This is a genomic window from Candidatus Methylomirabilota bacterium (assembly GCA_035315345.1).
In the GTDB taxonomy this organism is placed as follows: Bacteria; Methylomirabilota; Methylomirabilia; order Rokubacteriales; family CSP1-6; genus CAMLFJ01.
The window spans coordinates 66898-91470 of sequence record DATFYA010000014.1 but is presented as its reverse complement, the minus strand read 5'-3'; the positions used below and the strand labels follow the sequence as shown (position 1 = coordinate 91470).

Genomic DNA, 24573 nt, shown 5'->3' with positions numbered 1-24573 from the left:
CTAGGCCGCGTCGACGATGCGCCGGCGCTGGTCGAAGAGCTGGCCGAAGTCGTCGAGCGCGTCCGTCATGTGCAGCGCCGCGCTCTTGAGCGCGGTCGGGTCGGCGAGCGCCGCGCGCACCGCCTCCGCCTTGGCGCGCACCACGCTCAGCGCGTCGAACAGGCCCAGGTCGAAGGCGTAGACCTGCTCGAGCGTCTGCTCGTCGACCTTGTGAAGATCGAAGAGGCCGGCGTAGCCGCGGCTCGCGAACTCCACGGTGCGGCCCAGGCGCTCGAGGCGTCCCGAGAGCCGATCGAGGATGGGCAGGCTCGAGAAGGAGCCGGACTCGGCGAGGCGGGCCTTGTCCTGCTCGAGGAACAGCGCGATGCGGTGCATGTCCTCGACGAGGCGCATCCGCACCTGCTTGTCGGTGGCCCGGGAGTTCTCACGGTCCTGATAGCCGGCGGCGCCGGGGACGAAGCGAACCAGCCGCTCGAGTCTGGTGGCCACCGAGACACCCATGAGGTCCTCCTCTTCCTGGGCCCTGAAAGTGTCCGGGCCGACCGGGCGAGGGTGCAAGCCGATTGCCAGTGAGAGGTCTGCCTAAGGCGCCGGAAGATTTTGCGGGGGCGCGCGTAGCGGCGCGCGCCGGCTGGCGAGCTACGTCAGTCGGCTGACACTTCTTGGCCGGCCTGGACCGCCGGGCCAGCGGCCCGGGAGACGCAGCGCGGTCGCGAATTCCGCAGGCGTCGCCAGGCCAGCGAGAGCCCGGTCCAGACCAGCACCGTCGCGCCGGCCGAGGCCACGCCGGCCATCGCCTGGCCCGTGATGCCGCCGGCCTCGCCCGTGTGGAGCGGACGGACCCACGCTCGCAGCCGACGGCCGAGGTTCTGGTCGGCGAACGGCTCCCACTTCACGATGTCGCCGGTCGAGGCATCGAGCACGAGCTGCGAGCGAGGGGCGGGATGCCAGCCGAGCGGGTCCTGGATCACGAACGTGAGCGGGCCGTCCGGCCGGGGCGGCATGCGGAGGCTGATGGCCACCCACCCGGGCACCTGGCGCTCCGCGCGCTGCCACAGGGCGTCGAGCCCGGCGGGCACCCGCGCCTCGGCGCGACGAGACGCTGGCCGGTTGGCGCCCTGACCCTCGCGGGCGGGGGGCGCCGGGCGGTCGGCCGGCGGCGGGGCCTCGGTGCCGGTCAACGTGAAGAGCAGATTGTTGGCCCACTCATACGACATGACGAGCCCGGTGAGCGTGATGACGAGCAGCACGGGGGCGCACCAGATGCCGATCACGTTGTGCCGGTTGAAGTCGCGGGCGCGCCCGCGCAGCCGGGCGTCGAAGAGCATCGCCCGGCGCACCGTCTCGCGGGTCCAGCGGCGCGGCCACCAGAGGTAGACGCCGAGCCCGACCAGCGCGAGGAAGCCGAGATTGGCCGCGCCGGTGAGCGGCCGGCCCAGGTCCCGCGAGCCGAGCCACCGGTGCCACTCGACGACCTCGTGGAGGAAGCCGTGAACCGGCGAGCGCCCGCCGAGCACGGTACCGCGATAGGGATCGATGAAGAGCGCGCCACCCTCGCGCCCGAAGCTCACGACCGCGGACGCGGCCGGATCGGACCGGAGCGTCACGCTGGCCGGCCGCTGATCCGGCCGCGCCTCGCGCGCGCGCGCCAGCAGCGTCTCCACCGGCAGCCTCGGCGCCCCCGGCGGCGGCGTGACCAGCCGCCGGTCGCGCTCGAGCCACTCGGTGATCTGCGGCTCGAAGGCGAGGAGCACGCCCGTCACCGACATGAAGAGGATCACCGCGCCGGCGGTCACCCCCACCAGCAGGTGCGTCCAGAAGACGACCGTGCGCACGGCGGTGGCCAGTCGGCTAGCGGCGAGCCGGCACCGGCTGTCCCGGCACGCTGCCGGGCATGGCGCGCTCGGGCGGCGTGCCGGTGGTCGGCTGCTTCATCGCCTCGCGCACCTTCGCGATCTCCTTCTGCGCGGGCTCGCGGGTGTCGGTGTGCTGCGCCGCCTTCTCGAAGGCCTGCAGCGCGCCGGGCAGATCGTTCAGGCGCGTGCGCACCACGCCGAGGTTGTACCAGGTGCGTCCCTCGTCGCGCAGGGCGGCGGCCCGGCTGAAGTTCTTCTCGGCCGCGGGCAGATCGTTCTTCTCGTAGGCCACGCGGGCGAGCGCCGACCAGACCTCCGGCGCCTTGGTGTCCTTGTCGGCCAGCGCCTGCAGCTGCGGCAGCGCGCGCGCCGATTGATTGGCCTTCAGGAGCATGAAGGCCAGACGGACGCGCAGGTCCTCCTGGTCGCGCAGGGCGAGGGCGGCTTCGTACTCCCTCGCGGAGTCGTCCACGCGGTCGAGCTGCTCGTAGGCGCCGCCGAGGTCGCGATGCCCCGCGAACGAGGCGGGGTACAGCTCGACGACCTTGCCGAACGCGACGACCGCATCGTCCCAGCGCGACTGGAACATGGCGGCCTGACCCCGCAGATAGTAGGCGAGCACGTGGGTCGGCTGCTGGGCGATGGCCTGCCCGGTCAGCGTGGTGACCCGGGCGTAGTCCTTCTTGTCCATGGCTTCGACGGCCTGACGATAGAGGGCGAAGGCCGGATCGTCCCAGATGCCCTGGGCCTGCGCGGAGCCGACGGAGGCGATGGCGCAGAAGGCCAGACCAAGCGCGGTCCAGTGATGTCCACGGTGCGCCCGGGGACGCGGCGGTGTGCTCAGCGGCTGTGCAGCTCGAAGCGTACCGGCAGGGTGACCCATACGGCGACGGCCTCCTTTCCACGACGGGCGGGCTCGAAGAGCCAGGTCCGGACCGCCTCCACGGCGGCGCGGTCCATGTCCTCGCGGCCCGCGGACTGTTGCACCTGCACGGTGCCGACTTTTCCGTTCGCGAGCACCTCGAATCGGAGCGTGACCACGCCTTCGACCCCTTCGCGGCGGGCCGCTTCCGGATAGCGAGGGGTGGTCTGATACCCGCCGAGGGGGCGGGCGCGCGAGGTGACGCCCTCGCCGGTGGCGTTGGCGAGACCTTGACCGGTGCGCGGGCTCCCGCTGCGGGCGCCGGGGATCTCCGGGGACGGGAGCAGGGGGCCGCCGGCTCCCGGCGCGCCCGGGATGGGCAGCGCGGGCCCCGGCACCTGGGCCGAGGCCATGAAGCGTCGGTCGGGCGTGGCCGGCGCCGGATCCAGCTTGCGCTCGAGGCGCGGCGTCGGGTCCATCAGCAGATTCTGGAACGTGGGCGTCGAGCGGGTCGGCCGGACGGGCTCCGAGACCACGCGCGGCGGCATCTTCGGCTTCTCGGGCGGCGCGGGCGGAGGCGGCTCCACGCGGACGACCTCGACGGGTACCAGGGTGCGCTCGGGCAGGTGGTGGGCCAGCGCCAGCACCGACGACACGGTCGCGAGTCCCACCGCGTGGAGGCCCACCGAGAGCCAGAGGGGCCAGCCGGCCAGTCGTCCGTCGATCATCGCGGGGCGGGCCTCAGGCATCCGACCATCGGCGGAGCAGGTTGTGGTAGCAGCTCGTCAGGGCCACGATGCCGGGATTTCCGGGTGCCGCCTCGCTCACCTGAGCGATCGCCATGTCGAGGTCGAACAGCAGCGAGCGCTCCCCGTCCTCGCGCACCATGCTCTGTACCCAGAAGATGGACGCGAGCCGCACGCCGCGGGTGACGGGACTGACCCGGTGCACGCTCGAGGCCGGGTAGAGGATCATGTCGCCGGCGGGCAGCTTGACCTGGTGCGCGCCGAAGGTGTCGTCGACCACCAGCTCGCCGCCGTCGTATTCCTCGCGCGCGCTGAGGAACAGCGTGGCGGACAGATCGGTGCGCACGCGCAGGCCCGAGCCGGTGACCTCGCGGATCGCGTTGTCGACGTGATTGCCGAAGGCCATGCCCGGCTCGTAGCGGTTGAAGAGCGGCGGAAACACCCGCAGCGGCAGCGCGGCGGCCATGAACAGCGGCGTGCGCTCCAGCGCGCTGACGATGATGTTGCCCATCTCGCGGGCCTCGGGGGTGCCCTCGTCCACCTGCCGGTTGTGCTTGACCCGGGCCGCCAGGTGGCCGGAGGTCTCGCGGCCGTCCACCCACTTGGCCTCGTCCAGCAGGATCCGGCAGCGCGCGATCTGCGCCTCGGTCAGGACTCGCTCGATGTGCAGCAGCATCGTCGCTCAGAACCTCCAGGTGCCGGTGAGCAGGAAGGTGCGGGCGTTCCCCGGGATCACGTGGCTGGGATGGACACCGTCGAAGTACTGCGCGTCGGAGATGTTGATGACGTTGAAGCGCAGCTGCAGCGGGGGGATCGGACGATAGCCGATCATGACGTCGCCTTTTGCATAGGACGGCACCACGTTCAGGTTGTCGCTGTTGGCGAACCGCCGATCCACGAAGTTCGCGCCGCCGCCCACCTGCCACTGCGGGGTGATGTCGTAGGTCGTCCACAGGCTCGCCGAGTTCTCCGGCACGTTGGGGACGCGGTTGCCCTCGATCGGGACCCCGGTCTGCACGTCGAAGGAGGAGAGGATCTTCGAGTCGAGGTACGTGTAGCCGAGCCAGACATTCCAGCCGGTCAGGATCTGGCCGACCAGCTCCAGCTCGAAGCCGCGCACCCGCTGCTTGCCCTCGTTGACCTGGATGCCCAGCACCGGATCGGTGGTGCGCGCATTGTCCTTGGTGGTCTGGAAGATGGCGGTGCGGAACCCGAGCCGGCCGCCGAAGAAGTTCAGCTTGGCCCCGATCTCGTAGGTCTCGTTCGTCTCCGGCTCGGTGCTCACCGTGTTCGCGGCGAGCACGAGGGCCTCCGCGGAGGGATTGAAGGAGGTGCCCCACGAGAAGTAGTAGGTCTGGTTCGGGGTGGGCAGGACCACCAGGGCGGCCCGCGGGCTCAGGTGCTCGTCGGTCCGGTGGAGGCGCTGCCCCGCGAAGTGGTTGTTGAGCTGCGCGTCGAAGAGGTCGTAGCGGAGGCCGCCCATGATCTTGAGCCACTGGGTCAGCGCCATCTCGTCGACCGCATAGACGCCCACGCTGGTCGCCCCGGCGTCGGAGTTGGCGCTCTTCGCGCGGCCCATGTTGGAGAGATCCGGGAACGCGAAGGGGTTGACCAGCGTGGTGGACGGCACGTTCGTGAACGTGTAGCGCTGGATCTCGGAGGTCTCGTAGCCGGCGTCGACGCCGCCCACCAGGGTGTGCTTGAGCTGCCACGTGTTGAACTTCGCGACGACCTCCGCGTTGTTGAGGGCGTACTGGTCCAGCTGGGCTCGCTGCGTGCCGGTGCGGGTGACCTGGATCTGGTCCACCGGCAGCGTGGTGAAGGGGCCCCCCACGATGGCCGGGATGGAGACGAGCGAGCCGCGGTCGATCGAAGCCAGGCGCAGGGTGTTGCGGAGTCGGACGTTGTCGTTGAAATCGTGCTCGAAGCGGATCGTCCCGATGTTGACGTCGTCGTGCTCGTAGTCGCGGTCGGGCAGGCCGTAGAAGTTGCCGTGACGCACCGGCGCCGGCTCGCCCCGGAGATAGGGCAGGCCGTAGTCGGGGAGATTGTCGTCGTACTGGTAGGAGTAGCTGACGATCAGCCGGGTCGGGCCGTTGAGGCCGATGCCGACCGAGGGCGCGACGCCCCAGGTATTGGTGTTGACGTCGTCGCGGCCCGGGACATCGCCCTTCGAGAAGAGCAGGTTCAGGCGCGCGGCCCCCGAGTTCGCGAAGGGGTAGTTGAGGTCCGCGGTGGCGCGCCCCGACGGGCCCGGCCAGCCCACGGTGCCGCCGACCTCGTAGAACGGGGTGAGCTTGGGGGTCTTGGTGACCTGGTTGATGACGCCGCCCGTCGACCCGCGGCCGAACAGAACCGAGGACGGGCCCTTGAGGACCTCGATCGCCTCGAGGTTGAACGTGTCGCGGGTGTACTGGCCCAGGTCCCGCACGCCGTCGATGAAGATGTCGTTGCCGGCCGGGAATCCGCGGAGCGTGAGGTTGTCGCCCTGACGCCCGCCACCCTCGCCGGCGGCGATCGCGACGCCGGGCACCGTGCGGAGCGCGTCGCGCAGGGTGAAGAGGGCGCGCTCCTCCATGATCTTCTCGGGGATGACCGTGATGGACTGCGGGGTCTCCTGGATCGGGTCGGGCAGCTTGTAGAGGCTGGGCTGCTCGATCTTGAACTGGTTGTACTGATCGCGCTCGCCCTGGACATTGATGCCGGGCAGCGGCACGTCGTCCTTGGATTGCTCGGTGGGCGATGACTCGGGGGTGGGTTGGGCCGTTCCGGACGGTGACGGCGTCTGCGCCCACGCCCCGGGGGTGACGAGCGTCAGCCCCACGCCGAGGGTCGAGCCAACGACGCCATGAAGGGTGAAGACGCGGCGCCTGACCCGCGCCATGTGTCTCCGGAATGAGCGGCGGCGACCCATGAAAGCCTCCCGAGATGGATGAGATAGCCGGGCTGGCTCGCTGGGTCGTTGAAGCCGGGAGCTGGCTAGCGTGGCGGCACTTAGGTAACCCTAACGTAAGAAGGTTGTCAACCCTAAAGCAGCGGTTCCGTCAGGCCCCGAACGGGCGAAGCCGATGGCCGGGCCGGCCGCAGTCGCTCACGACCCACGCTCGTCCACCGTCCGGACCCCGTTCACCCAGACGCCGTGCACGCCCACCGCCGGCGCATCGAGCCGGCCGGCACCGTCGCGAGTCGACCGACGGCGGGCGCGCGCTCACAGCGTACGCAGCGCCTCGGTGACCGGGATGCGGGCGGCCCGCACCGCCGGCAGCAGCCCGCCCGCGGCGCCGATGACGAGGGCCCACACGAGGCCGCGCGCCAGAAGGCCGGGCGTCACCCGGAAGTCGAAGGCCACCTGCGAGAACGTGTTGAAGTTGAGCGTGGACAGCGAGGCCCCATCGCAGTACACGTAGGCGAGGGTCCCGCCGATCGCGCCGCCCAGCAGCGACAGCAGGAGCGCCTCCATCATCACCGACACCACCACCGGCGCGCCCCCGAAGCCGATCGCGCGGAGGGTGGCGATCTCGACCTGGCGGCTCGCGATCGCCGAGTACATGCAGTTGAGCGCGCCGAAGGTCGCGCCGATCGCCATGAAGGTCGCCACCGTGTAGCCGAGCACGTTGATCAGCGTCGACAGCACGGTGGCCTGCTTGGCGTAGTACTCGGGCTCGCGCAGGACGGTGATCGAGAAGCGCGGATCGCGGCCGACCGAGTCGCGGAAGGCGGCGAGGCCTCGGTCGGAGCCGTCGGCGAGGCGGGCGGTGACCGACTGGTAGCCGGTGCGCCGGAACGCGGACATCGCGACCTCGGCGTCGGCCCAGATCTCGGACTCGTGCACGTCGCCGCCGCTGGTGAAGATGCCGACCACCGTCCAGTCGCTGTCGCGGAAGGCGATGCGGGAGCCCACCGTGAGGCCGGCGAACTGGGCCGCCGCCTTCCGCCCCACGATGACCTCGCGGATGCCGGGCTCGAAGCGGCGGCCCTCGATGAGCCGGGCCTCGTCGCGGATGGTGAAGGCGGCGCGCTGCACGCCGCGGAACGGCACGTTGTTGGGATCGGTCTCCCCCTTGCGGGGCAGGTCCACCATCACCACGAGCTCCGCCGAGGCCTCCGGCCGCCCGCCCGCGTCGCGGGCCACCCCGGGCAGCGCGGCCAACAGGACCGCCTGGTCGCGGCCGACGCCGCTGGACAGCTCGGCGTCGGAGCCGGCGCGCAGCATGATCACGCGGTCGCTGCGTCCCGTGCTCGCCAGCGTGTAGCGAAAGCCCTCAGACATCGCGAGCACCGAGACGAGCACGCCGACCACCCCCGCGATGCCGACCACCACCACCAGCGACGTGCCGATCCGCTGCGGCAGGTTCTGCAGGTTCATCAACGTGATGGCGAGGATCTGATTCAGGCTGCGCATCGGCTACCAACGCGGGCCGGTACGGCATTGATCTGATTGGGGGGGAGCGGCGTCGCTCCTCCCCCAAGCCCCCCCACCGCACAATTTCGACGCGCTTGGCCTGGTACGGTTTGCGTTGCCATGTTCGTTTCGACTCTACTGGTGGCCCGAGAGGGCGTCGACGATCTTGAGGCGGCTGGCGCGCCAGGCGGGGGGAAAGCCGATGATGAGCGCGACGGCGGCCGCGATGGCGGCGGCGAGGAGCCAGGTCTCGGCGCCGACGAAGAGGGGCGGGAAGCGGCCGCCGGTGGCGCCGTTGAGCCCGGGCATGGCGGCGACGGCGGCGCTCATGCCCAGCGCGCCGCCCAGGGCCAGGAGCAGCACCGCCTCGGCGAGCACGAGCGCGGTGATCTTGCCGTCCGAGAAGCCGAGCGTCTTGAGGATGGCCAGCTCGGGCACCCGCTCGCGGATGGACTGGGCCATGGTGTTGCCGGTCAGGATCAGGATGGTGAAGAAGACCGCGAGCAGGATGCGGCTCACCAGCGCGCCGATGTCGCCGATCTGCTTGGCGAAGCCCAGCGCGAACTCCTTCTCGGGCTGCGTCTTGGTCTCGTCGGGCGAGTTCATGAACAGCCCGTCGATGGCCGCGGAGATCCCGCGCGCCTGGGTCGAGTCGGCGATCCGCTCGATGTACCAGCCGGTCTTGCCGCGGCCGGATTGCCGCGCCTCGTCGAAGTAGGCCACGTTGATCAGCACCATGTCGGTGTTGCCGCGGATGGCCGGATCCTCGGCGTCGATGGTGCCCACCAGGTCGAACTCCCAGGCCATGCTGCCGTCGGTCTTCGGATGGATCTCCGAGCTGATCGGCAGCTTCTGCCCGATCTTCCAGCCGAAGCGGTCGACGAGCCGCTGGCCGGCCAGCGCGCCGGTGCGGGTCTTGATGAAGGCCTCCCGGTGCGCGGGCGAGACCGTGAACTCCGGGTACATGTCGAGGTAGCGGTTCGGGTCCACCGCGAAGACCGGGAAGGCGTTGGACTCGTTCTGGTACTTGGCGCCGAACCAGTCCGCGTAGGCCACCCCCACCACGCCCGGCACCTGCTCGATCCGCCGCAGGTAGGCCATCGGCAGCGGCTCGATGATCGAGTAGCGCGCGGTGGTGAGCAGCCGCTTGGCGTCGGCGGCATCGGCGCCCGACTCGAAGGCGACCTGCACCGCCTGCAGGAGCCCGAAGAGCGCGAAGGCCACCACGATCGACAGCAGGGTGAGGATCGTGCGCGTCTTCTTCCGGAAGAGTCCGGCCCAGAGGAGCGGGAGATATCTCACGCCGAGCGCGACTCCGCGGTCATGGTGCCCTTGTCCAGGTGCACGCGCCGGCGCGCGTATTCCGCCGCCTTGGGGTCGTGGGTGACCATCACGATCGTCTTGCCGTGCTCCCGGTTCAGCATCTGCAGCAGCCGCAGCACGTCGTCGGCGGTGGCGCGGTCCAGGTCGCCGGTCGGCTCGTCGCACACGAGCAGCGTGGGATCCGAGACGATGGCCCGCGCGATGGCCACCCGCTGTTCCTGGCCGCCGGACAGCTCGCGCGGCTTGTGCCGCGCCCGGTCGCTCAGGCCGACCAGGGTCAGGGCGATGTGGGCGCGCCGCCTCCGCTCCGACGCGGGCAGATCGGTGAGCAGCAGCGGCAGCTCCACGTTGCGCTGGGCGGAGAGCGCGGGCAGCAGATTGTAGAACTGGAAGACGAAGCCCACGTGGGCGGCCCGCCACGCGGCCAGATCGCCGCCGGACAGCCGATCGATGCGGCGGCCCGCCACCACGATGGTGCCGCCGGTCGGCGAGTCGAGCCCTCCGATGAGGTTGAGCAGGGTGGTCTTGCCGGAGCCGGAGGGACCCATGAGGGCCACGAAGTCACCGCGCGGGATGTCGAGATCCACGCCGTGCAGCACCTCGATGCGCTCGCGGCCGCGGTGGTAGACCTTGGTCACGCCGCGGATCTCGACCAGGCACTCCACGCGGATCGCCTACTTGCCGTCGGCCGGCTTGACCGCCTGGCCGTCGCGCAGGGCGGCGGCCGGCGAGAGGACGACCCGCTCGCCGTCGCGCAGGCCGCTCACCACCCGCCGCTGGCCGCCCGTGTCCGGTCCGAGGGTCACCGCGCGGCGCTCCACCCGGCCGTCGGCGTACACGAAGACCACCGATCCGTTGCCCTCCGCGCGCACCGCCTCCGGCGGCACGAGCACGCCGGTGACCGCGGGCGCGACGGCGCCCCCGGCCGGCTTCGACTCCAGGAAGCCCACTCGCACCCCCATGTCCGGCACGATGCGCGAATCCTTCGACTTGATCGCGATGCGAACCTTCACGGTGGCCTTGGTGCGGTCCGCGGTCGGGATGATCGCGATGACCTCGCCGGGGATCTTCCAGTCCGGGTAGGCGTTGAGGGTGGCCTCCACCGGCTGGCCGGCCGCGACGCGGTTGATGTACGACTCGTTGACGTCGACCTGGATCTCCAGCGAGTCCATGTCGACGATGGTGCCGATGCCGGTGCGGGTGAAGCCGCCGCCCGCGGAGATCGGCGAGATCATCTCGCCGGGCTGCGCCGACTTGGCCACCACCACGCCGCCGAAGGGGGCGCGGATGACCGTGTTGTCCAGCTGCACCTGCGCGACCGACACCGACTCCTGCGCCACCTTGATCTGCTCCTGGGTGGACAGCAGCCGCGCGCGCAGCATGTCGCGCTGGGCGAGCGCGGCGTCGAGCGATTGCGGGCTCACCAGCGCGCGGTCGTAGAGGCCCTGCTGCCGCGCGTAGTCTCGCTCCGCCTGCTCGAGCTGGGCGCGCACCTCGGCGAGCTGGGAGCGCGCGGCCGACAGCTGGGCGCGGGCGAGGTCGAGCTGCGCGCGCGCCTCGGTGTCGTCCAGGCGCGCGAGGACCGCGCCCTCGCGCACCCGCATGCCCTCCTCGATCAGCACCTCGGTGACCTTGCCGGTGATCTTGGCCGACACGGTGGCCTGCCGGCGCGCGGTGACGTAGCCGCTGGCGTCGAGCACCGAGCCGGGGCCTCCCCCGGCGGTGGCCGCGCGCGCCACCGTGAGCTGTACCGTCGGCGGCCGCATGCGCGCCCAGCCGAGCCAGGCGCCGACCGCGGCGGCCACGAGCACGATCGCGACGATTGCGTACCGACGTGTCCGTCGGCGCGGCGGGCGATCCGCGCTGCGGTCGATGCGGAGCTGGTCCAGGAGCTCTCGAGACATGGAGGTCTCAGTGTGCCACACCCGGCCGCGGTGGTAGAATCAGCCGCGGAAATTTTGACGCTCGCTGAGCCTGGAGGGGACATGGACCTGGTCGCCAAGCGCTTCGCGGACACGGTCGTCCTCTTCCCGGTGGGCCGCATCGATCACGCGACCGCCGAGCCGCTCCGCGACGCGATCGCCCCCCACGTGGGCCCGTCCGCGTCCGGGCGGGATCGGGTCGTGATCGATCTGAGCGGCGTGGAGTACATCAGCAGCGTCGGGCTCCGCGTGCTCATGGTCGCCTCGAAGGAGGCGAAGGCGCACGGCCGCACCCTCGCGGTCTGCGGGCTGCAGCCGGTGGTGCGCGAGATCTTCGAGATCAGCCGCTTCAACCTGGTGCTCAAGGTGTTCGCGACCCTGCGGGAGGCGCTCACCGCGGTGTCGCCCGCTGCGCTCGCCGCGTTCGAAGCCGCCTGACCGTTCGCCATGCGCGTTCGCTTCTGGGGCACCCGCGGCTCGATCCCGGTGGCCATGTCCTCGGCCGAGGTGCAGCGCAAGCTGGTGACCGCGCTGGTGGCCGCGGCCGGGCGCGGCCTCGACACGCCGGGCAAGGCCCGCGCGTTCGTGGAGCGGGAGCTCGACTTCTCGGTCTCGCACACCTTCGGGGGCAACTCCTCGTGCGTGGAGCTGGAGACGGGCGACGAGGACTACACGCTGTGCGACGTCGGCAGCGGCGCGCGCGTGTTCGGCAATCACGTGCTGGCCACCCGCGGGCCGGCCGGTCATCGCTTCCACGTCTTCATGTCGCACCTGCACTGGGACCACATCATGGGGTTCCCCTTCTTCATGCCCGCCTATCTGCCCGGCAATCACGTGCGCATCTACGGCTGTCACGACACGCTCGAGGAGGCGTTTCGCCGGCAGAACGCGGCGCCCTCGTTCCCGGTGGACTTCTCGCGCATGGGCGCGCAGATCGAGTTCATCCGTCTCGAGCCCGAGCGCGAGTACGACATCGCGGGCATGCGGGTGCGGGCGAAACGGCAGCATCACGGCGGCGTGTCCTACGGATACCGCTTCGAGAAGCAGGGCCGGGTCGTGGTCTACTCCACCGACTCCGAGCACAAGCAGGCCGATCCGCAGGAGACCAAGGCCTTCGTGGAGTTCTTCCGCGACGCGGACGTGGTGATCTTCGACGCGCAGTACTCGCTCGCCGACGCGGCCTCGGTCAAGGAGGACTGGGGGCACTCGAGCAACGTGGTGGGCGTGGAGCTGTGTCAGCTCGCGCGGGCGCGCCGGCTCTGCCTCTATCACCACGAGCCGATCTTCGACGACGAGCGCCTCGCCGCCCTCCTCGCCGAGACGCGCCGGCTCGAGGAGATCACGCGGGGCGATCACCGGGTGGAGGTGCTCGCCGCCTACGACGGTCTGGAGATCGCGCTCTGAGGCGACCGGTCTGAGCGCGAGTGCTCCGGAGCGCCCGCACTGGGCCGAGCGCCGGTGGATCCGCGCGCTCCGTGGCGGTCGAGGCCAGCCGGTCGGCATCCTGCTGCTGGCCCTGCTGCTGGTGGCGGTGTTCCCCGACGTCCCCGGCTTCCGCCTGCTCCGGCTCGCCTCCTTCGATACCTACCACCGCGTCATGCCGCGGATCCCGCGCTCCGAGCCGGTGGTCATCGTCGCCATCGACGAGGACAGCCTGCGGCTTCACGGCCAGTGGCCGTGGCCTCGCAGCTGGCTGGCCCGGCTGGTGTCAAGGGTGGCCGACGCGCAACCGGCGGCGATCGGCCTCGACATCCTGATGCCCGAGCCGGATCGGCTCTCGCCGATGCGGCTGCCCGGCCTCGTGGAAGAGCTGGATCCCGCCCTCGCGCAGCGGCTCGCCGCGCTGCCCGACAGCGATGCGCTGCTCGCGCGAGCCCTGCGCGATCGACGCGTGGTGCTCGCGGTGGCCGGCCTCGAGCAGCCGGACCCGGCCCGGCCCCCCGGTCGGGGCTTCGCCCCGGTGCGCGCCTTCGGCGGCGACCCGGGGCCGTTCGTCCGGCGCTTCGCGGCGGCCCTGGGCAGCGTGGACACGATCGATGCGGCCGCCGCGGGCCGCGGCGTCATCAGCGTCGATCCCGAGGGCGGCGTGGTGCGCCGCATGCCCCTGCTCGTGTCCGTCGGCGGCACGCTGGCGCCCTCGCTCGGCGTCGAGCTGCTCCGAGTGGCCGCGGGCGCGCCCGCGCTCTCGGTCCGGGTGGGATCCGGGGGAATCGACGCCGTCGCGGTGAGCGATCTGGCGGTGCCCGCCGAGCGCGACGGCCAGGTGTGGGTCTACTGCAGCCGCCATCGACCCGAGCGCTTCGTGTCCGCATCCGCGGTGCTGGCCGGACAGGTCGATCCGGCGCGCTTCCGGGGCCGGCTCGTCCTGATCGGAGTGACCGCGCTCGGGTTGTCCGACTACCAGGCGACGCCGGTCGCCGACCGGATGGCCGGCGTCGAGCTGCACGCGCAGCTGCTCGAGGGCATCATCGATCGCGCCCTGCTGTCCCGGCCGCCCCTGGCCCGCGGCCTCGAGCTGGCCGCCCTGGCCGTGACCGGCCTCCTGCTGATCGGGGGCGTGCCCCGCGTGCGGCCGCGGACGTCGGTCGCGCTCTTCCTGCTCCTGGCCGCGGCGCTCGTCGCCCTCGGCTTCATCCTGTTCGCCGGCCGCGGCCTCCTCCTGGACTGGGCCACGCCGGTCCTGGCCCTGGGCATCCTCTATACGGTCATGCTGGCATTGACCCTGACCGAGACCGAGAGCCAGCGGCGGGCGCTGCGTGTCGAAGTGGAGCGGCAGCGCGAGGCGGCGGCCCGGCTCGCCGGCGAGCTGGAGGCGGCGCGCCGGATCCAGATGGGCACGCTGCCCCGGCCGGCGGCGGCCTTTCCCGGCGAGAAGCGCTTCGAGGTCGACGCCAGCCTCGAGCCGGCGCGGGAGGTCGGCGGCGACCTGTACGATTTCTTCCGGTTGGACGACGACCATCTCTTCTTCATGATCGGCGACGTCTCCGGCAAGGGTCTTCCCGGCAGCCTGTTCATGGCGATCAGCAAGGCGCTGTACAAGTCCACCGTTCTGCGCCGGCACGGACAGGTCGCCGCGATGATGCGCGAGGCCGACGCGGAGATCTCGCGCGACAACGCGGAGGCCCTCTTCGTCACCGTGGTGGCCGGGATCCTCGACGCGCGCTCCGGCGAGCTCGAGTACTGCAGCGCGGGCCACGAGCCGCCGTTGCTGCGATCGCGCGCCGGTGGCGGGATCGAGCGCCTGCAAGAAGGCGGGGGGCCGCCGCTCTGCGCGGTGGACGGCTTTCCCTATACCGCCGCCTCCCGCACGCTCGCGCCGGGCGACACCCTCGTGCTGATCACCGACGGCATCACCGAGGCGGCGCGCGAGGACGGACGGCTCTACGGCCGCGCCCGGCTCGAGACCGTTCTGACCGGTCTCGGCCCCGCCGCGAGCGCCGCCGAGGTCGGCGAGGCCATCCGTCGTGACGTGACGCTCTTCACGGGTGGCGCCGAGCCCTCGGACGACATGGCCATCCTCGTCATTTGCTTCAACGGTCCCCCTCCCCCTCTCCCCTCACGGGAGAGGCCAGGGTGAGGGGTGGCGGAGCGCTCTACCGGACGTTCACTTCCACCCGCCGGTTCCGCGGCTCCGCGACCTCGTCGGCGGTGGGCACCAGCGGCTCGCGCTCGCCACGTCCCTCGACCCGGATGCGGTCGGCCGCGATGCCCGCCTTCACCAGCTCGTCGCGCACCCGCGCGGCCCGCCGCAGCGACAGCGCGTCGTTGAAGGGCAGGGTGCCGACACGGTCGGTGTGCCCGATCACGACGACCTCGGGCGCGGGGCGCCTGGCGATCTCGCCCGGGATGGTGCTCACGATCTGCTGCGATTCGGGCGTCAGCTCGTCACGACCCTCGAGGAAATAGAGGAGGAACGAGATGGGGCGTCCGGGCTGCGCTTCCAGCGCCGAGCCGAAGGCCTGCTTGGCCTCCTGCTCGGTCACCGTGCCGGGCTCGACACGCCCGGGCTCCTTCACCCGCGCGGCGGCGTACGGCTGATCGAGCACCGCCACGCGGCCGGCGCTGTCCACGCTGAGCGCGCCGGTCTTGCCTTCCGCGCCGGGCAGCAGCACGTAGAGATCGTCGCGCGCCGGCTTGGCGCAGCCGGCCAGCAGCAGGAGCGCGAGTGACGCGAAGCCGGCCCGGCGCATGCCGATGGCGGCGCGTCAGTCCTTCGGGGCGCCGGTGCGCACCAGGAACTCGGTGCCGCGCACCCCGAGCACCGCCGCGGGCGTCTTCACCTTCATGGCGTCGGGCGATTGCTTGGCCAGCTTGCCGGACACCACCGCGAGCGTGCCCTGCTTGAGCGAGCTCTCGAAGGCGCCCTGGTGGGTCGTGGAGTCGTAGGCGAATTGGTCGATGGCGAGCACACTGTTGGGTCCGGCGGACAGCAGGCTGTTGTCGAGGAACGTGATGCCCACCGAGCCGCCGGTACCGGTTGTCACCACGTCGCCGGCCTGCACCGCGGCGCCCACCTCGGCCGGCCGCTTCTGGCCCGCGCGCTCGATCTGCACGGTGCCGCGCGCCACCTTGACGTGCCCGGCCTCCTGCGCGGCGGCCGAGATCGGCAGCGCGGCCAGCAGGACCGCGGCCCCCGCCCGCGACCAGAACGACGAACGTGACATGTGGATTCTCCTCTCGGGTGTGGCGGCGGGATCCATTGTGGGCGCCCGCGCGAGCCATATAATAGCGCAAGGCGGGCGCGCACGGTCCGGGTGACGGGCGGGCTCCCGCGACGTCACGGAGGTCCCATGACCAGGAAGCGCATCAGCTCCGGCTCCACCTTCGAGAAGCAGATCGGCTACTCCCGAGCCGTCGTGGCGGGCGACTGGGTGCTGGTGTCCGGCACCACCGGCTTCGACTACGCCACCATGTCCATCGCGGACGATATCCTCCAGCAGACCGAGCAGTGCCTGAAGAACATCGAGGCTGCCCTGCGCGAAGCCGGATCCAGCCTGCGGGACGTCGTGCGCGTGACGTACATCCTGCCCGACGGCGCCGAGTTCGAGCGCTGCTGGCCGGTGCTCCGGCAGTACTTCGGCGAGGTGCGGCCCGCCGCCACCATGATCTCGGCCGGGCTCGCCGATCCGCGCATCAAGATCGAGATCGAGGTCACCGCGCTCAAGGGCTCGTGAGCCATTACGATGTCTGGCCGCCGGTGATCCGCTGGGGCGTCTGGCTCGTGCTCGAGGCGACCGCGACCGGGCATTCGCCGAGCGGCTGGCCATGACCGCCGGCGCCCGTCATAGCCGCGTGTTCCCGGCCCGCCGGGACGTCCTGCCGCAGGTCGACGCCTTTCTGGGCGAGGTGTGCGCGGTGGGCGGGCTCGCACGTGAGACGTGCCTGCGTCTCACCCTCCTCGTCGAGGAGCTGTTCACCAATACGGTGACGCACGGCCACGGATCCGACAGCGAGGCGCCGGTGCGGCTCGAGTGCGAGGTCACGCCCGGGCGTATCTCGCTCATCTACGAGGACACCGGTCCCGAGCACGATCCGTTCGCCCGGATCATCGCCCCCGACGACGCGGCTGATGTCGAGGACCGGCCGGTGGGCGGCCTCGGCGTGCTGCTCGTGTCCGCGATGGCCCAGCAGGTGGAGTACCACCGCGTCGGCGACCGGAACCGCATCTCGCTCGTCATCGAAGCGCTGTCCTGAGCCCGGCCGCGGCGATCCCGGCCGAGCCTAGGCAGGCCGGGCCCTCCCTGCTACCATCCCCGCGGAGGTTCCCCATGAACTGGAAGTCCGAGATGGACGAGCTGAGGCGCCGCGAGGAGTTCGCGGAGCGCCTGGGCGGCCCCGAGCGGGTGAAGCGGCAGCACGACGGCGGGCGCTACACGATTCGCGAGCGCATCGCCCGACTGGTGGACGCCGACAGCTTCCACGAGATCGGCAAGATCGCGGGGAAGGCCTCCTACGACGCGCGCAACGACCTGAAGGAGCTGACGCCCTCGAACTTCGTCTTCGGCCGCGCCCGTATCGACGGCCGGCCGGTGGTGGTCGGCGGGGACGACTTCACGGTGCGCGGCGGCTCGGCCGACGCCACCATCAAGGGCAAGCACAATCAGTGCGAGCAGATGGCCAACGAGCTGCGCCTGCCGCTCATTCGTCTGGTGGAGGGTTCCGGCGGCGGCGGCTCGGTGAAGACGATCGAGACCACCGGCCGCGCCAACGTGCCCGGCGTCTCCGGCTGGGAGTGGGTCGTCAACAGCATCGGCACCGTGCCGCGCGTCGCGCTGGGCCTGGGCTCGGTGGCCGGCCTCGGCGCCGCGCACCTGGCCGCCGCGCATCTCTCGGTGATGGTGAAGGACCAGTCGGCGCTCTTCGTGGCCGGCCCGCCGGTGGTCGAGCGGCTCGGTCAGAAGCTCACCAAGAACCAGCTCGGAGGCTGGCAGATCCAGCTCAAGTCGGGCGCGGTGGACCTGGCGGTGGACACCGAGGAGGACGCCTTCGCGGTGGCGCGGCGGTTCCTCTCGTACTTGCCGTCCTCCATCTACGAGCTGCCTCCACGCGGCCCGCAGACCGACGATCCCGCGCGGCGCGAGGAGTGGCTCAGCGACGCGGTGCCGCGCGACATCCGCAAGCCGTACAAGATGCGCGCGATCGTCGAGGCGGTGGTGGACCGCGAGTCGTTCTTCGAGATCCAGCCGCTCTACGGCCGCGCGATCATCACCGGGCTGGCTCGGCTCGACGGCTGGCCGGTGGCGGTGCTGGCCAGCGATCCGTACTTCTACGGCGGGGCGTGGACCGCGGACACCTGCCAGAAGGTGGAGCGCTTCGTCGACTTCGCGCAGACCTTCCACCTGCCGGTGGTGTACCTGGTCGATTGCCCGGGCTTCCTGATCGGGCTCGAGGCCGAGCAGACCGGCACCATCAAGCAGGGCGTGCGCGCGATGTCGGCGATCTGGCAGTCCACCATTCCGTGGTGCGCGGTCATCATCCGCAACGTGTTCGGGGTGGCCGGCGCCGCCCACAAGCCGGGGGCGCGCTACGGGCCGCGATACGCGTGGCCGTCCGGCCGCTGGGGCTCGCTGCCGCTCGAAGGCGGCATCGAGGCCGCCTACCGCGCCGACCTCGACGCGGCCGCCGATCCCGCGGCCAAGATGATCGAGATCGAGGAGCGGCTGCAAAAGCTCCGCTCGCCGTTCCGCTCCGCGGAGTCGTTCTGGATCGAGGAGATCATCGACCCGCGGGCCACGCGCCCGCTGCTCTGCGAGTTCGTGGAGCTGGCCGCGCCGCTGCGCGAGCCGGGGCCCTTCACGCATCGCATGCGGCCCTGAAAGGCACTCCAGACATGGCGTACCAGGCGTTCGATCTGACCGGCAAGACCGCGATCGTCACCGGCGGCAACAGCGGCATCGGCCTCGGCATGGCGGAGGCGATGGCCCAGGCCGGCGCCGCGGTCTGCATCTGGGGCACCAACGAGGACAAGAATGTGCACGCGCTGGCCCGTCTGCACGCCACCGGCGCGAAGGCCCTCGCGCTCCGGTGCGACGTGAGCGACGAGGCCGCGGTGGACCGCGCCTTCGCGGACACCGTGAACGCCCTGGGTGGTGTGGACGCCTGCTTCGTCAACGCGGGCGTCTCGGGCCGCGGTCCGGCGCCCAGCTTCGCGGAGATGACCACCGAGGAGTGGCACCGCGTGCTGCGGGTCAACCTGGACGGCGCCTTCTTCACGCTGCGGACGGCGGCGCGCCACATGATCGCCCGGGGCGAGGGCGGCTCGCTCGCGGTCACCGCGAGCCTGGCCGCGCTCGAGGGCTCGCCGCTCAGCGCTCACTACGCGGCCAGCAAGGGCGCCATGCTCTCGGTGATGCGGGCGCTCTCGGTGGGGCTGGCCCGCCACAAGATCCGGGTCAACGCCATCGTGCCGGGCTGGATCGATACCCCGATGACCGAGAAGGCCCTCCACGGCGACGCCTTCAAGTCCCGCGTGCTGCCCCGCGTCCCGGTGCGGCGCTGGGGCACCGGCGCCGACTTCGGCGGCATCGCGGTCTATCTCGCCAGCGACGCCAGCAGCTACCACACCGGCGACACCTTCGTCATCGACGGCGGCTACGCCATCTTCTAGGACCCTCACCCTGCCCTCTCCCTGGAAGGGAGAGGGCAGGGGGGCAGACGCTCTCCGCGCGCCAACCCTCTCCCCTCAGGGGAGAGGGCAGGGTGAGGGGTGGTGCTTTGGCGCCTAATCCCTCCTCCACTCCCCCGGGCGCAGCGCTCCGAGCGTGTACGGCCCCACCGCCGCGCGGATCAGCCGCAGCGTCGGATGCCCCACCGCCGCCGTCATCCGGCGTACTTGCCGGTTGCGCCCCTCGCGGAGCCCGATCTCGAGCCACGCGGTCGGAATAGCCGCGCGCCGGCGAATCGGCGGATGCCGCGGCCAGAGCGTCGCCGGTTCGGCGATGCGTCGCACGCGCGCGGGCCGCGTGCGCCCGTCTCCGAGGATCACGCCTCGTCGCAGCCGGTCCAGCGCCTCCGCCGCCGGCTCGCCCTCGACCTGGGCCCAGTACGTCTTCTCCACGTGATGCCGCGGATCCGCGAGCTGCGCCTGCAGCGCGCCGTCGTCGGTGAGGACCACCAGGCCCTCGCTGTCGTGATCGAGGCGGCCGGCCGGATACACGTCGCGGACCGGCACGAGGTCGGCCAGGGTCGGCCGCCCGGCCCGGTCGGTGAACTGGCAGAGCACGCCGAACGGCTTGTTGACGAGGATCAGGGTCACTCGGGCTGGAGCGCCGCCATCTGGCTCGGATCGAGCTCGAGCCAGACCTTCTCGTCGACCTCGAAGACCTCGTGCGGGCGCGTGGTCACCCGCAGCGCGAGCCGGGTCCCCGCCGGGCGCACCGTGTAGTCCCAGTGCTCCCCCAGGTACGCGCGCTGAACCAGCCGGCCCGGCACCACCGCGGCGCGGGTGCTCGGCGGCGGCTGACGGTGCAGCACGATCGACTGCGGGCGCAGCGAGAAGCCGACGCGGCCCTCGATCGCGGCGGGCTCGGGAAAGGCGCGGCGCGGAATCGTGAAGCCGTCGAAGACCACGTCGTCGCCCCGGCTCTCGCCGTCGAGCAGGTTGGTGCGGCCGATGAATCCGGCCACGAAGCGCGTGCGCGGGCGCGCGTAGAGCGCGCGCGGGGCGTCCACCTGCTCGACCCGCCCCTGGTTCATGACCGCGATGCGGTCGGAGGCCACCATCGCCTCGGCCTGATCGTGGGTGACGTACACCGTGGTGATGTGGAACTCGTCGTGGAGGCGCCGGATCTCGTAGCGCATCTCCTCGCGCAGGTTCGCGTCGAGGTTGCTGAGCGGCTCGTCGAGCAGGAGCACCGCCGGCTGCACCACGATGGCTCGGGCCAGGGCCACGCGCTGCTGCTGGCCGCCCGATAGCTCCTGCGGATAGCGGCTCGCGAGGTGGCCCATCTGCACGACCTCGAGGATGCGGCCCACTCGCTCGCGGATCTCGGCCTTGGGCCGGCGACGGACCTCGAGGCCGAAGGCGACATTCTCGGCGACCGTCATGTTGGGCCAGATCGCGTAGCTCTGGAAGATCATCGACATGTTGCGCTTCTCGGGCGGCAGCGAGGAGCCGGGCGACGAGACGACGCGCCCGTCCATCGCGATGGTGCCCTCGCTCGGGGCCAGGAAGCCCGCGATCATGCGGAGGGTGGTGGTCTTGCCGCAGCCCGACGGGCCGAGCAGCGAGACGAACTCGCCGGGCGTCAGGATCAGGCTGAAGCGGTCCACCGCGGTCACCGCGCCGAAGCGGCGGCTCACGTCGGTCAGCACGAGGCGGCTCACGTGGCGGTCCTTCGCAAGAGGAAGTCGCGGCCGATCAGGCGGAAGCCCAGCAGCACCATCGCGACCGTGACCGCCACCAGGATGAGGCCCATCGAGGAGAGCAGCTCGAAGTTGCCCTCGTCGCTCTTGTCGAAGAGGAGGACGGAGAGCACCTGGGTTCCGGTCGTGTAGAGGAAGATGGCGGAGGACAGCTCGCGGGTGGCCGGAATGAACACCAGGATGAACGCGCCCGCGAGTCCGCGCTGCAGCAATGGGGCCACCACCCGCCGCAGCGCGAGGAGCCGGCTGCCGCCCAGGATGCGCGCGGCATCCTCCAGCTCGGGATTGATGCTGCGCAGTGCCGCGTCGCTGTTGGTGTAGGCGATGGGCAGGAAGCGGGTGGCGAAGGCCAGGATCAGGATCCACGCGGTGCCGTAGAGCACCAGCGGCTTCGCGGTGTAGGCCGCGTAGAAGCCGATGGCGAGCACGATCCCGGGAATCACGAAGGGCGCCATCGCCACGTAGGTGAGCACGCGGCCGAACGGCACCAGCCGTCGGGCCACGATGTAGGCGATCGCGAGGGCCAACCCGAGGGCAATGAGCGAGGCGGCCGCCGCGTAGACGAAGGTGTTCAGCGTGGCCATGCGGGTGGCGGTCTGGTCGAAGAGCACGAAGCGCAGGTTGCGGAGCGTGACGTTGTCCCACGAGAAGCCGCGGCCCCAGGCCCGGGCAAAGGCAGCCTGCAGGATCACCGCCATCGGCATGAAGAAGGACAGCGACGTGATGAGCAGGCAGTACCCGAGCATCACCCAGCGCCAGGGGCCCAGGTGCATCAGCCGCCGCTCGCCTCCCTTGCCGGTGAGAGCCACGAAGCCCTTGCGCGCGATGATCCAGTACTGCAGCCAGAACAGGGAGACGGTGATCAGCAGCAGCGGCATCGCGTAGGCGGCGGCCACCTGCACCCGGGGCGGGAACTCGAACATCTGCCAGAGCGTGGTGGTCATCACCTGGAAGCGCGCGGGCAGGGCGATGAGCGCGGGCGAGCCGAAGAGCGCGATGGCTTCGAGGAATACCACGATGAACGCGCCCATGATGGCGGGCAGGGCCAGCGGCAGGGTCACCCGGAGGGTGGTGCGGAGCGCGCCCGCCCCGAGCGTGCTCGCCGCGTCCTCCATCTCCGAGGAGATCAGCTCGAGCGCGGAGCGGGTGAACACGAACATGTACGGGAACGAGTAGCAGGAGATGACCAGCACGAGGCCGGTCATGCTGTAGACGTTGAACGGCCCGGCGCTGGCGCCGGTCAGCGCGGAGTAGATGCGGTTGAGCCAGCCCGCGTTGGGCCCGGCCATGAGGATCCAGGCCACCGCGCCCAGATAGTTCGGCATGATGAACGTGCCGAGCACCGCGGCCCACACCAGGCTCTTGGCCGGCATGTCGGTGCGGGACACCGCCCACGCCATCGGCACGCCGAAGATGGTACAGACCACCGCCACCGAGAGGCCGACGATCATCGAGTTGATCAGCGCCTCGACGTTGCGCCAGCGTCCGTAGGCGGCGGCGTAGTTCTCGAGGGTGAAGGCGCCGGTATCCGGATGCTCGAAGCTCGCCCACAGCAGGCGGGCGAGCGGATTGATCACGAGCAACAGTAGCAGCGCGATCAGTAGCAGCCAGACGACGAGCGAGCGGTCAGATGCCAAAGGTCTCGCGGAACAGCTCCTTGACCTCGGGGATGCCCTTCTCGATCTCGGTCGCGGAGGGACGGATGGTCTTGACGTCCGTGAGAGGCCGGGCCCCCGCCATCGGCTTGACGTGCTTGTTCACCGGGTCCTGGTACTGCTGCACCATGACTTCGTTGCCCTCGCGGCTCAGGAGGTACTCGATGAAGAGCCGGGCCGCGTTGGGCGCCGGCGCGTTCTTGACGATGCCGGAAGCCGAGACCATCAGGATCGCGCCGTCCTCGGGATAGACCACCGCGAGCGGGTTGCCCTTCGCCTTGCTTTCCAGCGTGGTGGCGGCGGGCCCCGCGGCGACGATCGATTCCTTGGCGTTCAGCATGGTCACGGTGTCGTTGATGGAGCGCCCGATGCGCGGCTTGTTCTGCTCGAGCTTCTTGAAGAAGTCCCAGCCGTAGAGCTTCTTCATCTCCACGACCCACGTGCCCACGTAGCCGCTGAAGCCGGGATGGCCGATGGACACCTTGCCCTTCCACTTGGGATCGGTCAGGTCCATCCACTTCTTCGGCGCCTCGGTGGCGGAGACGACGCTCGTGTTGTAGGTGATGAGCACGAGACCGGCCGCGGTGGCCACGAACTGGTCGTCCGGGTCGTTGAAGGCGCGGAACGCGTCGACCAGCTCGGGCAGGTTCTTGGGCTTGTAGGGCTGCAGCCACCCGTCCTTCTTCATCCGGGTGTAGTGGCTCTGGTCGGTCGAGCTGATCACCGAGGCCTGCGCGATGCCCGCCTTCTGGTCCTGGGCCAGCCGCTGGTAGGCCACCTGCGCGGTGGTGCGGATGTAGTTGCACTTCACGCCCGGATACTTCTTCTCGAAGCCCTGGCAGAGGGCGGCCGCGGTCTCCGAGTTGTAGTGCGCGGTGTACCAGGTGAACTCCTTCTCCTTCTTGGCCGCCTCGTGGAGCGCCGCCTCGCCGTCGAAGGCCAGGACCGGGCCGGCCGTCGCCAGGGCGAGCGCGATCAGGATGGCGAGCGCCGCGGGGAGTGATCGATGGCTGAGGGTCATGAGCCGTCTCCTCCTTCGAGGACCGCGTGACTTCACATCGGCTACCGTCCGGTGAAGCGGGGCGGGCGCTTCTCCACGAAGTGCGCGACGCCTTCCTTGAAGTCTTCGCTGGTGAAGCTGCGGGTCATCTCCTCGCCGGCCACCGCGGTGGCCTCGGCGAGGGACTGGAACTGCGCCTCCCAGATCTGGCGCTTCATGACCCGGATCGAGCGCGGGGAGACCAGGTCCGCCATGTCGCGCGCGTAGGCGCGGACGTCGTCCATCAGCGACGCGGCCGGCCTCACCTGCGACACCAGCCCCATGCCGAGCGCCTCCGCCGCGGAGATCTTGCGCGCGCTCAGGAGCAGGTCGAGGCCGTGCTGCAGCCCGACCAGTCGCGGCAGCATCCAGCTCACCCCATGCTCGGCGATGAGCCCGCGCCGCGAGAACGCGGTGGTGAAGACCGCGGCGTCGGCCGCGATGCGCAGGTCGCAGTAGAGCGCGATCACCAGGCCGAGGCCGGCGGTGGCGCCGTTCAGCGCGGCGATGATCGGCTTGGGCACCGTCGGGAAGTAGGCGTAGGGCCCGCGGAAGTCGGCGCGCATCGACGCATCTGCGGCCGACGCGGATCGCGCCGGGCGCTCGTCGCTCTCGCGCACCGTCCCGGCGTCCACGATGCCGGAGAGCAATTGCATGTCAGCGCCCGCGCAGAAGCCGCGGCCGGCCCCGGTGAGGATGATCACCCGGACCGACTCGTCACGGGCCGCTTCGTCCATCGCCTGCCGCACCTCGCGCCCCATCACGCCGGTCCACGCGTTGAGCTTCTCGGGACGATTCAGCGTGACGGTGGCGATGCGGTCCTTCGCCTCGTACAGGATCTGCTCGTAGCCCATGGGGAGCTCCTTGCCCTGAAGTGGCCGCATCATACACCGGGGTCAGGTCT

24 protein-coding genes are annotated in these 24573 nt (G+C 70.9%); 7 read left to right on the top strand and 17 right to left on the bottom strand.

The genetic code is table 11. The features are described from left to right. The 10 genes from VKN16_02345 to VKN16_02300 all read right to left on the bottom strand — a co-directional run bounded on the left by VKN16_02345 (position 1) and on the right by VKN16_02300 (position 11093). Positions 1-501, bottom strand: a complete 501-nt coding sequence (locus VKN16_02345) for a hypothetical protein (GenBank protein ID HME93043.1) — start codon at positions 499-501, stop codon at positions 1-3. A gap of 143 nt (positions 502-644) precedes the next feature. After that, the gene (locus tag VKN16_02340) at positions 645-1835 is read right to left on the bottom strand and encodes a PepSY-associated TM helix domain-containing protein (GenBank protein HME93042.1); all 1191 of its coding nucleotides are present in this window, start codon (positions 1833-1835) and stop codon (positions 645-647) included. A gap of 16 nt (positions 1836-1851) precedes the next feature. Beyond that, complete coding sequence (locus VKN16_02335) at positions 1852-2739, bottom strand: tetratricopeptide repeat protein (protein ID HME93041.1); 888 nt, start codon at positions 2737-2739, stop codon at positions 1852-1854. Next, positions 2697-3467, bottom strand: coding sequence for a TonB family protein (locus VKN16_02330; GenBank protein ID HME93040.1), 771 nt, complete (start codon positions 3465-3467; stop codon positions 2697-2699). The genes VKN16_02335 and VKN16_02330 overlap by 43 nt, the downstream gene beginning before the upstream one ends. After that, positions 3460-4140 (bottom strand): Fe2+-dependent dioxygenase, encoded by a 681-nt coding sequence (locus VKN16_02325; protein HME93039.1) that lies wholly within the window; start codon positions 4138-4140, stop codon positions 3460-3462. Before VKN16_02325 ends, VKN16_02330 begins: the two co-directional genes overlap by 8 nt. Positions 4141-4146: 6 nt before the next feature. Continuing rightward, entirely contained in the window at positions 4147-6348 is a 2202-nt protein-coding gene (locus VKN16_02320) for a TonB-dependent siderophore receptor (GenBank protein ID HME93038.1), read from the bottom strand. 324 nt (positions 6349-6672) lie between these two features. Further along, positions 6673-7866, bottom strand: a complete 1194-nt coding sequence (locus VKN16_02315) for an ABC transporter permease (GenBank protein ID HME93037.1) — start codon at positions 7864-7866, stop codon at positions 6673-6675. Between the two features lie 135 nt (positions 7867-8001). Further along, on the bottom strand, positions 8002-9168 hold the full coding sequence (locus tag VKN16_02310; protein ID HME93036.1) for an ABC transporter permease: 1167 nt from the start codon (positions 9166-9168) through the stop codon (positions 8002-8004). Next, positions 9165-9854: an ABC transporter ATP-binding protein gene (locus tag VKN16_02305; protein HME93035.1), complete on the bottom strand. Its 690-nt coding sequence runs from the start codon at positions 9852-9854 to the stop codon at positions 9165-9167. Before VKN16_02305 ends, VKN16_02310 begins: the two co-directional genes overlap by 4 nt. A gap of 9 nt (positions 9855-9863) precedes the next feature. Further along, on the bottom strand, positions 9864-11093 hold the full coding sequence (locus VKN16_02300) for an efflux RND transporter periplasmic adaptor subunit (GenBank protein HME93034.1): 1230 nt from the start codon (positions 11091-11093) through the stop codon (positions 9864-9866). An 81-nt stretch (positions 11094-11174) separates the two neighbouring features. Here VKN16_02300 and VKN16_02295 point away from each other — a divergent pair, with 81 nt between their 5' ends. The 3 genes from VKN16_02295 (at position 11175) to VKN16_02285 (ending at position 14688) form a co-directional block, all read left to right on the top strand. After that, entirely contained in the window at positions 11175-11549 is a 375-nt protein-coding gene (locus VKN16_02295; GenBank protein HME93033.1) for an STAS domain-containing protein, read from the top strand. Positions 11550-11558: 9 nt separating this feature from the next. Next, positions 11559-12515 (top strand): MBL fold metallo-hydrolase, encoded by a 957-nt coding sequence (locus VKN16_02290; GenBank protein HME93032.1) that lies wholly within the window; start codon positions 11559-11561, stop codon positions 12513-12515. A gap of 121 nt (positions 12516-12636) precedes the next feature. Then, positions 12637-14688: a CHASE2 domain-containing protein gene (locus tag VKN16_02285; protein HME93031.1), complete on the top strand. Its 2052-nt coding sequence runs from the start codon at positions 12637-12639 to the stop codon at positions 14686-14688. Positions 14689-14704: 16 nt separating this feature from the next. Here VKN16_02285 and VKN16_02280 read toward each other — a convergent pair whose 3' ends face one another. Continuing rightward, the gene (locus tag VKN16_02280) at positions 14705-15301 is read right to left on the bottom strand and encodes an OmpA family protein (GenBank protein ID HME93030.1); all 597 of its coding nucleotides are present in this window, start codon (positions 15299-15301) and stop codon (positions 14705-14707) included. A 15-nt stretch (positions 15302-15316) separates the two neighbouring features. Then, positions 15317-15775, bottom strand: coding sequence for a FecR domain-containing protein (locus VKN16_02275; protein ID HME93029.1), 459 nt, complete (start codon positions 15773-15775; stop codon positions 15317-15319). Positions 15776-15901: 126 nt separating this feature from the next. Between VKN16_02275 and VKN16_02270 the strand changes: the two genes are divergently transcribed. The 4 genes from VKN16_02270 (at position 15902) to VKN16_02255 (ending at position 19218) form a co-directional block, all read left to right on the top strand. Continuing rightward, on the top strand, positions 15902-16285 hold the full coding sequence (locus VKN16_02270; GenBank protein ID HME93028.1) for a RidA family protein: 384 nt from the start codon (positions 15902-15904) through the stop codon (positions 16283-16285). 91 nt (positions 16286-16376) lie between these two features. After that, positions 16377-16805 carry an ATP-binding protein gene (locus tag VKN16_02265; protein ID HME93027.1) on the top strand — a complete coding sequence of 143 codons (429 nt, stop codon included), beginning with the start codon at positions 16377-16379 and terminating at the stop codon, positions 16803-16805. Positions 16806-16879: 74 nt separating this feature from the next. Continuing rightward, positions 16880-18427: a carboxyl transferase domain-containing protein gene (locus VKN16_02260; GenBank protein HME93026.1), complete on the top strand. Its 1548-nt coding sequence runs from the start codon at positions 16880-16882 to the stop codon at positions 18425-18427. A 14-nt stretch (positions 18428-18441) separates the two neighbouring features. After that, positions 18442-19218 (top strand): SDR family NAD(P)-dependent oxidoreductase, encoded by a 777-nt coding sequence (locus VKN16_02255; GenBank protein HME93025.1) that lies wholly within the window; start codon positions 18442-18444, stop codon positions 19216-19218. 114 nt (positions 19219-19332) lie between these two features. Here the strand turns inward: VKN16_02255 and VKN16_02250 are convergent, their stop codons facing one another. Genes VKN16_02250 through VKN16_02230 form a run of 5 tightly spaced genes read right to left on the bottom strand, consistent with a single transcriptional unit; the run spans position 19333 to position 24523 of the window. Further along, positions 19333-19866: a pseudouridine synthase gene (locus tag VKN16_02250; GenBank protein ID HME93024.1), complete on the bottom strand. Its 534-nt coding sequence runs from the start codon at positions 19864-19866 to the stop codon at positions 19333-19335. After that, on the bottom strand, positions 19863-20936 hold the full coding sequence (locus tag VKN16_02245; GenBank protein ID HME93023.1) for an ABC transporter ATP-binding protein: 1074 nt from the start codon (positions 20934-20936) through the stop codon (positions 19863-19865). Before VKN16_02245 ends, VKN16_02250 begins: the two co-directional genes overlap by 4 nt. Next, positions 20933-22612, bottom strand: a complete 1680-nt coding sequence (locus VKN16_02240) for an iron ABC transporter permease (GenBank protein ID HME93022.1) — start codon at positions 22610-22612, stop codon at positions 20933-20935. Before VKN16_02240 ends, VKN16_02245 begins: the two co-directional genes overlap by 4 nt. Further along, positions 22602-23651 carry an extracellular solute-binding protein gene (locus tag VKN16_02235; GenBank protein HME93021.1) on the bottom strand — a complete coding sequence of 350 codons (1050 nt, stop codon included), beginning with the start codon at positions 23649-23651 and terminating at the stop codon, positions 22602-22604. Before VKN16_02235 ends, VKN16_02240 begins: the two co-directional genes overlap by 11 nt. Before the next feature lie 41 nt (positions 23652-23692). Continuing rightward, entirely contained in the window at positions 23693-24523 is an 831-nt protein-coding gene (locus VKN16_02230) for an enoyl-CoA hydratase (GenBank protein HME93020.1), read from the bottom strand. Positions 24524-24573: the final 50 nt, after the last annotated feature.